Raw genomic sequence first — 11,863 nt, 5'->3', positions numbered from 1 at the left:
ATGGGCGATATTGTCTGAAAACCGTGATAATGATTCAAAGTTACTTTCAAGCTTGACCATCATAGAATTATAAGACTCCGTTAGTGGACGTAATTCTAACGGCATATCGTCAACCACAATTCTTTCATCTAACCTTTGAAGATTAATGCCTTTCATCTTTTGTACGATAGTAGCTAGGGGAGCAAAACCCCAGTGTACACTTAGTGCTGCTACTGAAACCAATAATAAGGTAATGGCGATAAGTATCAAGCTCAGCTGGCGATTAAACTGGATAAGATATTGATGATGCACATCGATAGGTAGAGCAATAAATGCCAAAACCTCTTGATGTGTAATGATAATGGCTCGGTAATGCCTATTATTTATCTTGATCATAAACTGCTGATCGCGATAGTCCTGCAATAGTTGTAACAAGCTAAAATCTGCCGGTAGATCATTGATGAAATTACTGGGATCGCTGGACAATAAATTGCCGTTTTTGTCTGATATTAACGTTTTTAAATCATAGTCTAACCAAGAAGAATGTAGATGATTGGCATCAATTAGCGCTTGCGACTTTGACACTGTAAAAGGTTCTATGTGATCGTTAAAATTCACCATGCGTTTACGCAGGTTAAAAGCTGCATGGGTAATAATCTCTGAGTCCATTTGCTCAAAGTGCTCGTTAACAGAGCGCTGAACCCATATATAAATAACAACTTGAGAGATAACAACAAATATTGTCAGTAAAAAAACAGTACGCCATAACAAAGGCCAGCGTCGATTCTTAAATTTATCTCTCATTTTATTTTAGATCATCTTTGTTGGTGTCATCGTCGCCCATGCCACTATCCACGTCGACATTCAGTGGCTCTAACTTGTAGCCCATTCCGCGTACCGTATGAATCAGCTTTATATCAAATCCATCATCAATTTTTATCCGCAAGCGCCTTATAGCCACGTCAATGACATTTGTATCACTGTCAAAATTTATGTCCCATACTTGTGAGGCAATCACAGTGCGTGGCAGTACCTCACCTTGACGTTCTAAGAAAAGTTGTAATAAAGCAAACTCTTTAGCAGTCAATTTTATATTAGTGTTGCCTCTATGAACGGTGCGTTTGGCAATATCCATTTTCAGATCAGCTATGTGTATGACCGAGCTTTTATAATCAGATTGATTGGCACGGCGCAATAGGCTTTTTATTCTAACAATCAGTTCATCAAAAGCAAAAGGCTTGGTCAGATAATCATCGCCACCAATTTCAATACCTTTGATCCGATCGCTTAAATCATCTTTAGCCGTTAAAAATAAAACTGGCGTATGCTTTCCAGCAGCTCGGTAGCGCTGTACCAACTCAAAGCCACTGACGTCAGGTAGCATGACATCCATCAAAACCACACTAAAATCTTCAGTCATTAACGCATGATAGCCATCTAAACCTGTCATGTGATGATCCACGATGAAACCGGCCTCAGTTAAGCCTTTCTTAATATATTCTCCAAGGTTTTTCTCATCTTCTACTAACAGTACTTTCATCGTTGCTTACCTTTATATCATTATAGTTGTCAACAGCGTATCACTAACATTGTTAGCTTATCAGCCATATATTTATCAGGAACCCTTGTTATAACAGTGTTCTTTGGATAGAGACAGATGCTGGTATTTGGTTTTAATGACAAGAAGATGACAATATTATGCTGTTCCTAACGAACATGTAATATCCGTGTCATCTAGCTGTCAGCCACCATTTAGTATTCTAAATCAACTCCGCATATTGGCTTGTCTCTGATACAGACTGCCTCTACGAGTAAAGCAATTATCCTACTTAAACAGTTTGTTATTTATCTTTAAAGGGTCTTATATGAAAAATTATAGTTCATTAAAAAAAGCAGCTTTGCTTTCAGTATCGATGTTAGTGGGCATGTCAGCGGCCAATGCGCATACCACAAACTTAGATGCTTCTGTTCTCGGTAATTGTGATGCGCTCACTAGTTTTGCAAGAAACGCAGATCATAATGATGCACAAATGTCCAAAGAGCAAAAGAAAAGTTATGTCGACGCCAGAGTGGCTTGTCAGGTTCAACATCAAGATCAACATTTGCAGTCTGAAAAGTATTTTGTAAAAAAATATGGTAGCGATCGTGATAGAAATGCTGAAGCCATATTAAATGAATATATCGCGCATTAAAATCTAAAGCGGTGAGAATGACAGAATTGTAATCTTAACGTCATCTACCAGTCAGAATGATTAATGTATCATTTAGGCTGGTTTAACAACTATTGAACTCAATAGCCTTTAATCCAAACAATAGGAATTAATCATGTCACAATTTAAATTACTGTCTAAATCAATCGCAATGACGGCCATCGCTCTTGTCGTATCGACCTCAGCTATGGCGCATGACCCTAAAATGCATGCTGAAAAAGATCAAATGAACTGTGAAAAAATGCAAAAGCATATGGATATGATGGGAAAAATGGATCATAGCAAGATGGACATGAGCGATCCTGCTATGAAAGCAATGATGGCTAACATGGGTAAAATGAAGCAAATGTACCAAAAACACTGCGTTACTAACGACAGTAAATCTTAAAAATTTTAGCTCTGTTAAATAGCAGTCAACACTTAACGGAAATAAATTGTTAGGAAAACATATGAAATTTTTATTGGGTGCGCTCTTTACCGTATTTGTGGCAATCGTTAGCGTGTTTGCGGTTGTTACTAGTGGCGTTGTCAATGTGGGAGCTGACCAAGAGCATAGCCCAATGATGTTTAGCTTTTTAGAAACTGCTCGCAATCGTTCCATAGAAAATGCCAGTAAAGATATTGTGGTACCAGATTTAGAGAAGGCTGAGCTAATCAGTTCTGGTGGCGCGGACTATAAGGATATGTGTGCAGGCTGTCACTTGTCTCCGGGAGTGGCACAAACTGACTTTAGTGAGGGCTTATATCCAAAGCCGCCCAACTTTACCAAGGCTGATATTGTCAAACGTTATCAAACAGAAGACGGTGCAAAGCAAGGCTTTTGGGCAATCAAGCACGGTATTATGGCATCTGGAATGCCTGCGTGGGGCGCGTCCCATGATGACGGTAGAATGTGGGCAATGGTAGCCTTCATTAGATCGTTACCTGAATTAGATGAAAGCCAATACACGATGCTAACCACTAGGATAGATGGCGATATGATGGACATGTCATTTGACGGTGATATGAATATGTCAGATGGTGGTGATATGGGTATGAATATGTCGGATGATGGATCTGGAATGCAGCATTAATACTTTCTAGATATGAAAGCCTCCTAACTCACGGTTGTCGCTATTAATAATGCAGTACTGAACAGTGCTACATTTAATGTTTTTAGTTAAGTACATAAGAATTCAAATATAGGGTGTAAGTTTTTAGAATATCGAGCATAACAATAGACGTTTAGGAGTAATTTAATGAGACATTACACACATGTGCTTTCTAATGGACATAGCTGGTTATCCGGTCGTGTCCTTTTATTGGTGGTGACATCGTCACTCTCGTTAACGCTAGCCGCTTGCAGCCAATCTAATACCAGTGGCTCTGATTCTCAACCAGTAAAGGTTGAACAGTCTGCTACCCAGAATGCACAAGTACAAAATGAAAGTTCTGCTCCTACAAATGCTCCCGTTAACAGCTCGTCATCATTACTCAAAAACGTCTCAGCCACGGTTTATAAAGATGCCAACTGCGGCTGCTGTAAAGAATGGGTAGGCTATGCAAAAAACAATGGATTAAGTGCAACCACGCACGATGTGGAAGATCTATCCTTATTTAAGGAGCGTTATGGCGTACCACAGCAAATGCGCTCTTGTCATACCACCGTTACCACCGACGGTTTTGTCTTTGAAGGGCATGTCCCTGCTAAACACATGGCTGAATTCTTAGCAAATCCTCCTGCACAAGCTATTGGACTTGCCGTACCGAGTATGCCGGTTGGTAGCCCCGGTATGGAGTATGAAGGTAAATTCATGCCTTATAAGGTAATGCAGCTTAATAAAGACGGCACCACAGAAGTCTATGCTGCTATTGAGTCTCCTCAGCAGCAGCTGTAGTGTTGGCTTAGATGTGAATAGATTCTGTTAAATATCGAAAATGTTATAACTATAAGCTTAACCACCATCTCTCAAATTAAATCAGGTTATCATTATGAATAAAAAGAACATACTGAACCGCCGACGTTTTTTAACCGGATCCTCTGCTGTCCTTGGTGCCTCCTTGATGCCGACTATTGCTAGTAGCGCATTGGGACAATCGAGTCGCTCAGGCAGTCAGGGCGCTACTATTAACAGTGATAAACCCGATCATAAAGTACCCATACTGACAGGCAAAGAGTTTGATCTTTATGTCAGCAAAAAACCCATCATTGTTGATGGCAAGTCAAGCACGGCGACGCTCATTAATGACTCATTACCAGCGCCAACGCTAAAAATGCGCGAGGGCGATACGGTAGTGATACGCGTCCATAACCAAATGAATGAGTCGACCTCTATTCATTGGCATGGTCTACTAGTACCGTTTGAGATGGATGGCGTGCCCGGCATTAGTTTTGATGGTATACCAGCAAATAGCACCTTTACGTATAAATTTACGCTGAAACAATCTGGCACTTATTGGTATCACTCGCACACTGGATTCCAAGAACAAACCGGTATGCGCGGGGCCATCGTCATTGAGCCGAAAGGGCGCGAACGTCATCCTATCGAGGAAGACCATGTCATTTTGCTCAGTGATTGGACGCACCGTGACCCGCACAACTTGGTTAAACTATTAAAGCAACGCGCAGACTTTGATAATTATCATTTACCAGATTTTAAAAAGCTACTGTCCGATATTGCCGCAACAGATCTAAAAGCTGCTTTTGATAAGCGCAAAATGTGGAATCAGATGCGCATGATGCCGACAGACTTTACTGATCTGTCTGGTGAAAAAACCTTTACCTATCTGATGAATGGTAAAACCACAGCGGCTAACTGGACGCAACTTGTCAAGGCTGGACAGCCTGTCAAACTACGTTTTATTAATGGTTCAGCGCAGACGATATTTGATGTACGCATCCCCGGCCTAAAAATGAAAGTCGTCGCGACGGATGGGATTGATGTCAGTCCCGTCGATATCGATGATTTCCGTATTGGGGTGGCCGAGACTTATGATGTCATCGTGACGCCCACTAAAGACGCGCATACCATATTTGCTCAAAACATAGATCGGTCAGGCTATGTTGCGACAACGCTTGCTACCAAAAAAGGTGCTCGTCCTGCGATACCTGCTATGGACAAAGTCGAATGGCTGACGATGGCCGACATGATGGGCGCCATGGGATCGAATGGCTATAACGCTAAACATGCCAAAACAGAATATGACTTTAAGTCCGATATGCGCGTTGATAGTCCGCGTATGAACCTTGATGACCCTGGTATTAATCTACGTAACATTGATAGAAAGGTTTTGAATTATAGTCAGTTGCGCTCTGTCGGCGATGAGATAATGGCAGAGCAGCGCAAACCCACCAGAGAGATTGAAATACATCTGACGGGAAACATGGAGCGCTATATTTGGGCTCTAGACGGGGTTATGTTCAAAGATGCCGCACCGGTCAATATTAAGCCGGGCGAGCGCGTACGTATTACCTTAGTCAATGACACCATGATGAATCATCCCATGCATTTGCATGGTATGTGGAGCGATCTGCGGATGCCTTCAGGTGAGTTTCAAGTACGTAAGCATACGATAATGGTACAGCCTGCACAAAAGATAAGCTTTGATGTCACCGGAGAAGCTGGCAGATGGGCATGGCATTGCCACTTGCTCTATCACATGGAAGCAGGGATGTTTCGAGAAGTTGCCGTTGTTTAATAAACCTTCGAATATGAGCCTTATTATGAAAATATATAAAGTAGGTCTACCGTTTATTGGCATGTCATCTTTGATGCTACTAATGTCACCTTTAGCAAACGCTGCTGAGATGTCGAACATGGATCATGGCAGTATGGACATGTCTGGTATGGATATGTCAGATATGGATCACAGCAGCATGGATATGTCGGGCAATATGTCGGATATGGACCATAGTGGCATGGATATGTCAGGCGATATGTCGGATATGGATCATAGTGGTATGGATATGTCAGGCGATATGTCGGATATGGATCACAGTGGTATGGATATGTCAGGTGACATGTCAGATATGGATCATAGTGGCATGGATATGTCGGGCGATATGTCAGGTATGGATCATAGTGGCATGGATATGTCGGGCATGGATCATGGCAGTATGGACATGTCAGGAATGCAAGGTGGCGAAGCACCAGCCGATGCTCGAAGCCCTGACTACTCGAACGGTGTTCCCTATGGTCGCTTTGGTAAGCCTGTGATGATGGGTAGCTTACCGTTATGGGGCGTATCAGTAGACGATTTGGGCTATCAATTTGACGATGATCAAATCAATTATGAGTTTGATACGTGGTACGGTACAGACAGCAACCGCGTAACGCTACGTAGCGAAGGTAGTATCCAAACTAAAGATGATAAAGAAATTGATAGCTTAACCTCACTATCTTACTGGAAGCCACTTAGTATTTTTTGGAATGGGGAAGCCGGTGTTGCTTATGATACCGAAAATGATAAATCTGCCGTGATGGCTGGTATTGCAGGCACTGCACCTTACTTCATCGAAACCGATGCTAGAGCTTATTTATATACTGATGGGCAAGTTCGTCTAGATCTAGGTGCGGAGTATGAGTGGCGCTTAGATCAACATTGGGTAGTGATTCCAGAAGTAGAGCTGACGGCATTTAGCAAAGATGATACAGATAACCATATTACTAAAGGCTTTAATGAGTTTGGGGCTGACGTTAGGCTTACTTACGAGATGTTAAGTCGTCAGCTCGCGCCTTATGTGGGTATCAGCTATGAGACCGCTTTAGGCAACGCAAGAGATTTGCGACGTCAAGAAGACGAAGCTGTTGATTCTAGTAGCGTTACAGCTGGTGTGAAATTTTGGTTCTAGTGTTAACCATGTAAGTAACAACAGTTTATAACACTAGCTCTAAAAAAAGGCACCTCTTTATTTAGGTGCCTTTTTACTAAATTAAGGACAAGAATATGAATAACCATATGGATAATAAACAGAAGCAAATGAACCCTTATGTAAAGTTCACAATCATGATTTTAACATCGACAGTCGTGATGTTTATCATGATGTATTTTAATACTTATCAATGGGATCACGTTTATTTTAGCGAAACCAGAGCTTATATGGCGTTATATATGGGCGCTATGATGGCTATTATTATGCTCGCCTTTATGACCAATATGTATAAAAAGACTAAGGTCAATCTAATGGTTTATGGGATTAGTGTCGTGCTATTTGCCTTTGGTTTATGGGGCGTTAGATCACAACAAACGGTCGATCAAGTGGATTGGATGCAGGCGATGATACCGCATCACTCGATTGCTATTTTGACCAGTTCGCGTGCTGATATCGAAGATCCACGTGTACGTCAGCTTGCTGATGACATTATCGAAGCACAAAAGCGTGAAATCGGTGAGATGCAAGCGCTTATTGATGAGTTGGAATAGGCAGTCACAAATTTTGAGCACTTTGTATTAGGTGTTATTAAGTAAGCAGACTATTGAGAGGTGTACGTTCACACACTAGCACTATATCATTACTTATACTAAGGAAATAACAAATAAGGAGTCCTTGTAATGGTTATTATGATGCACGGTATGATGAACGGGACTATGCACGGTATGGGTTGGGGATAATCTATTGTCTCCTTATTGTCTCCTTATTGTTTACAGTACTGGTTTTTGCGGTACTGATATTGACTATTATGGCCTTACTCAAATATTTGCGTAATAAAGATTAAGTTCCAATTGAAACTTAATTTTCGAGATATCTAGATTAGTAATTAGATGAATAGCAATTAAAGGTTGATGATTGTGCTTTAAAAGCTTTATTTATTGTCTTCAAGGAGTGATTTTATGAAACATATTGCCGATGAAAAATCTATCAAAGGTGGTCAGTACGATAAAGTGCCAGAAAACTATAGTGGTACGGTTTATATCTGCCCGATGCATCCTGAGGTTAGAGATACTGAGAAGAGCGATTGTCCGATATGCGGCATGTTTCTCAAACCTGAAGACGAGGTTGCTGAATCCAACAGTAATGAGGGCAGTCATGCGCATTGTCATAAAGCGGATGCTAATAATAGTACTGAGTTAAAGTCTGTCGAAGGCAATAAGTACGACAAGATACCAGAAAATTATAACGGCACGATTTATATTTGTCCTATGCATCCAGAAGTAAGAGATGTTGAAAAAAGTGACTGCCCAATATGTGGCATGTTTCTTAAACCTGAAGACGAAGTTGCTAAAGATGATAGTCACGCCAGTTGTCATGGAAAGGATACTGATAGTAGCGGAGTAAAATCTGTTAAAGGCGGTAAATACGATAAAGTACCTGCTGATTACGATGGCACGGTATATACCTGTCCTATGCATCCTGAAGTGAGAGACGTTAGAAATAGCGGTTGTCCGATATGTGGTATGGCGCTTGAGCCCGAAACGCTTACTATCGGTGAAGAGGACACCTCAGAGCTTGACGATATGACTCGTCGTTTTTGGATATGTACCGTGTTGACTGTACCGCTATTAATATATGTGATGAGCGGTATGTTTGACTTAAACGTAGTTAATTTTAGTCAGTATGGTATCTCTTCAAAGATCTTACAATGGGCTGAGTTAGTGCTCGCGACCCCTGTAGTGCTTTGGGGCGCCGCCCCGTTTTTCGTCCGTGGCTGGCAGTCTATAAAAAGCCGCAATCTAAATATGTTTACCTTGATTGCGATAGGCGTAGGCGCTGCTTATATTTTTAGTATTGTCGCGACCTTTTTCCCCGATATTTTCCCAGACAGTTTCAGAGATGCCTCTGGTCAAGTCGGAGTCTACTATGAAGCGGCAGCGGTCATTGTGACCTTGGTGCTACTGGGTCAAGTATTAGAGCTCAAAGCTAGAAGTCAAACTTCAGGTGCGATTAGAGCTTTGCTTGAGCTCGCACCACCAACCGCAAGACGTGTCGATGAAAACGGTGAAGAAGTCGAAGTCTCGCTTGATGAGGTCGTCACTGGCGATAAGCTACGGGTTAAACCAGGTGAGAAACTACCCGTAGATGGTACAGTGATCGATGGTAATAGTAATGTTGATGAATCAATGGTGACGGGTGAGCCAATCCCTGTATCAAAAGTAGCAGGAGATACAGTGACTGGTGGTACGGTAAATGGCACCGGAACGCTATTAGTCGAAGCGGTCAATGTTGGAGCAGATTCAGTATTATCTAAAATTGTACAAATGGTTGCTGAAGCCCAGCGTAGCCGCGCGCCTATCCAGCGCTTGGTAGATCAAGTGGCGGGTTGGTTCGTACCTATTGTTATTGTCAGCTCTATCATAACCTTTATTGTCTGGGCGATATTCGGCCCTGAGCCCGCTATGACCTATGCTTTGGTTAACGCGATTGCGGTACTGATTATTGCTTGTCCTTGTGCCCTTGGTCTAGCGACGCCGATGTCCATTATGGTTGGTACCGGCAAAGGCGCGCAAAACGGCGTCCTCATCAAAAATGCTGAAGCGTTAGAGAGTATGGAAAAAGTCGATACCATTGTCGTCGACAAGACCGGAACACTGACCGCTGGTAAGCCCGAGCTTACCGCAATTGATGCGCAGGTAGGTCAAGATGAAGACGAGTTCCTCGCATTGGTAGCCTCAGTAGAAAGCGCTAGCGAGCATCCTTTAGCAGAAGCTATCGTTAGAGCAGCTCAAGAAAGATCACTCATTATTCCTAAAGCTACTGACTTTAATTCGACTACTGGCGAAGGCGTACAAGCCGTGGTCGATGGTAAGAAAGTCGCTATTGGTAACTCTAAGCTTATGGAAAGCCTAAATAGTTTTGATAATGAGCTGTCCACTAAAGCTGATGTCCGTAGAAAAGACGGTGAAACGGCAATGTTTGTGGCTATAGACGGTAAAGCTGCTGGTATTATTTCAGTTGCTGACCCTATTAAACCAAGCACTAAAGAGGCTATTTCACTGCTTCATGACGCAGGTTTAAAAGTTGTGATGCTAACCGGTGACAACGAAAAAACCGCGCAGGCAGTCGCCAATAAACTAGGTATTGATGAAGTTCATGCGGATGTCTCACCAGAGGATAAAAACCGTATCGTCAAAGAAATGCAAGACAGCGGTAAATTGGTCGCTATGGCGGGTGATGGTATCAACGACGCACCAGCGCTAGCGCAAGCTAATGTTGGTATCGCTATGGGAACCGGTACCGATGTGGCGATGGAGAGTGCGGGCATTACCCTGCTAAAAGGTGATTTAATGGGCATTGCCAAAGCTTATAAGCTTAGCCACGCCACCATGCGCAATATCAGACAGAATCTGTTTTTTGCCTTTATCTACAATGCACTTGGTGTTCCTATTGCCGCAGGTGTGCTCTATCCCATATTTGGGCTTCTGCTCAGTCCGATGATAGCAGCGGCAGCGATGAGCTTGTCGTCATTCTCGGTGATTGCTAACGCGCTGCGATTGCGCCGTTTGAAACTATAATTCTGGTACGGTAAAAAGTGTTCTAAAGCACACTGACACATACTGGTCTAAACAAGATCACAAAATATAAGGATACCGTTATGGGCAGCTTTTCTATTACACATTGGCTGATTTTATTGGTCGTAGTGGTGGTCGTATTTGGTACTGCCAAGCTTAAAAATGCAGGTAAAGATTTAGGCGGTGCGGTGAAGGGTTTTAAAGAAGCGGTCAAAGATGAAGAACCCGAGAATGCTCGCAAAAATCATGTGCTTAGCCATGAAAATAGTACGCCAGCTGCAAGTAATGATTTAAATACGCGTGTAGGTAATCAGGCTGATGATATGGAAATCAGCCCTATTTCCACTGATGACCAGCCTAAAGTATGAAGCGCGCCGCTTATAAATAGCGGCACTAAGTAGTCTATTAATATATGTGACTGTTATGTTTGATATTGGGTTTTCCGAATTACTCTTGTTTGGCGTCATTGCTTTAATCGTATTGGGCCCAGAAAAACTGCCGCAAGCCGCACGTACCGCTGGGCAATGGTATGCCAAACTGCGCCGTACAGTATCCACTCTACAATCTGAAATAGAAGCTGAGCTTGATCTAGCTGAAACACGTCAACAAATGCAAAATGAACTTGCGAAAATCCGTCAGACCGAGTCGGATATGAAGCGCGAATTAGCAGAAATGCGTGGCAGTATGCAAAAGTTTGAGCAGTCACAGAACCAAAGCCTAGACGCTTCACATCAGCCAATTACCTCTTATGATAAAGACCATCAACAGAATACTACCTCCTCGTTCATTAAAAAGGAGGCGGATCAGTGAGCCTATTTAAATGGCAAAAAAGTCGACAAGAAAAAATAACAGATATAGAGTTTGAGGCGCCAACAGATACAACACAGAATAGTGAGTCTGGAGATACGTTAGGTACTCTTGGCGATATGCCTATTACCGGACATTTAATCGAGCTGCGTACGCACTTAATAAAAATATGCGTGGTCGTCTTAATTATATTCTTAGGGCGTGTTGAACATTGGCGACAAATTAATGGCAAAAAAAATAGCGAACGGTTAATCTTTAAGTTCTCACACAAAAAAGATATCGTTCGCTATGCCCCGCACCATGCTCAAAGATGAACACTGGACAAGACTGAAACCTATATTACTAGAACTTAATATCTATGACAAAGGAAATCTTAGACAAACGGTTGAAGGCGTGCTTTATCGCATGCGTGTTGGCTGTCCTTGGCGCGACTTACCCGA

Annotated in this window: 13 protein-coding genes and 1 pseudogene; 12 read left to right on the top strand and 2 right to left on the bottom strand. The window is 42.3% G+C overall.

What is annotated here, in order from left to right; translation table 11 throughout:
- Positions 1 to 783 (bottom strand): annotated as a pseudogene (locus AS194_RS11420) (two-component sensor histidine kinase); the annotation flags it as partial.
- Position 784: 1 nt separating this feature from the next.
- Positions 785 to 1,519 carry a heavy metal response regulator transcription factor gene (locus AS194_RS11415; RefSeq protein ID WP_058025619.1) on the bottom strand — a complete coding sequence of 245 codons (735 nt, stop codon included), beginning with the start codon at positions 1,517 to 1,519 and terminating at the stop codon, positions 785 to 787.
- Between the two features lie 325 nt (positions 1,520 to 1,844).
- Between AS194_RS11415 and AS194_RS11410 the strand changes: the two genes are divergently transcribed.
- From AS194_RS11410 to AS194_RS13400, 12 genes are all read left to right on the top strand, one after another.
- Entirely contained in the window at positions 1,845 to 2,171 is a 327-nt protein-coding gene (locus tag AS194_RS11410; RefSeq protein ID WP_011959984.1) for a hypothetical protein, read from the top strand.
- Between the two features lie 133 nt (positions 2,172 to 2,304).
- Entirely contained in the window at positions 2,305 to 2,577 is a 273-nt protein-coding gene (locus tag AS194_RS11405) for a hypothetical protein (protein ID WP_011959985.1), read from the top strand.
- 61 nt (positions 2,578 to 2,638) lie between these two features.
- Positions 2,639 to 3,262 (top strand): c-type cytochrome, encoded by a 624-nt coding sequence (locus AS194_RS11400; protein ID WP_058025618.1) that lies wholly within the window; start codon positions 2,639 to 2,641, stop codon positions 3,260 to 3,262.
- Positions 3,263 to 3,427: 165 nt separating this feature from the next.
- A complete protein-coding gene (locus tag AS194_RS11395; RefSeq protein ID WP_011959987.1) occupies positions 3,428 to 4,066 on the top strand; it encodes a DUF411 domain-containing protein in 639 nt (212 codons plus the stop codon).
- 94 nt (positions 4,067 to 4,160) lie between these two features.
- Entirely contained in the window at positions 4,161 to 5,867 is a 1,707-nt protein-coding gene (locus AS194_RS11390) for a copper resistance system multicopper oxidase (protein WP_058025617.1), read from the top strand.
- A 25-nt stretch (positions 5,868 to 5,892) separates the two neighbouring features.
- Positions 5,893 to 7,020, top strand: coding sequence for a copper resistance protein B (locus tag AS194_RS11385; RefSeq protein ID WP_058025616.1), 1,128 nt, complete (start codon positions 5,893 to 5,895; stop codon positions 7,018 to 7,020).
- A 95-nt stretch (positions 7,021 to 7,115) separates the two neighbouring features.
- Positions 7,116 to 7,592, top strand: coding sequence for a DUF305 domain-containing protein (locus AS194_RS11380; protein WP_037059145.1), 477 nt, complete (start codon positions 7,116 to 7,118; stop codon positions 7,590 to 7,592).
- A gap of 408 nt (positions 7,593 to 8,000) precedes the next feature.
- Complete coding sequence (locus AS194_RS11375) at positions 8,001 to 10,619, top strand: copper-transporting P-type ATPase (RefSeq protein ID WP_058025615.1); 2,619 nt, start codon at positions 8,001 to 8,003, stop codon at positions 10,617 to 10,619.
- A gap of 80 nt (positions 10,620 to 10,699) precedes the next feature.
- The gene (gene tatA, locus AS194_RS11370; protein ID WP_011959992.1) at positions 10,700 to 10,984 is read left to right on the top strand and encodes a Sec-independent protein translocase subunit TatA; all 285 of its coding nucleotides are present in this window, start codon (positions 10,700 to 10,702) and stop codon (positions 10,982 to 10,984) included.
- 55 nt (positions 10,985 to 11,039) lie between these two features.
- Positions 11,040 to 11,426 (top strand): Sec-independent protein translocase protein TatB, encoded by a 387-nt coding sequence (gene tatB, locus AS194_RS11365; RefSeq protein WP_058025614.1) that lies wholly within the window; start codon positions 11,040 to 11,042, stop codon positions 11,424 to 11,426.
- Positions 11,423 to 11,737, top strand: a complete 315-nt coding sequence (locus AS194_RS14135) for a hypothetical protein (protein ID WP_058025613.1) — start codon at positions 11,423 to 11,425, stop codon at positions 11,735 to 11,737. The genes tatB and AS194_RS14135 overlap by 4 nt, the downstream gene beginning before the upstream one ends.
- A partial coding sequence (locus AS194_RS13400) for a transposase (RefSeq protein ID WP_152978639.1) occupies positions 11,712 to 11,863 on the top strand: 152 nt, incomplete at its 3' end. The genes AS194_RS14135 and AS194_RS13400, both read left to right, overlap by 26 nt.

This window comes from Psychrobacter piscatorii (assembly GCF_001444505.1).
GTDB classification, from domain to species: Bacteria; Pseudomonadota; Gammaproteobacteria; order Pseudomonadales; family Moraxellaceae; genus Psychrobacter; species Psychrobacter piscatorii_B.
The sequence above is the reverse complement of the archived record's forward strand: the minus strand, read 5'-3'. Positions and strand labels throughout refer to the sequence as shown.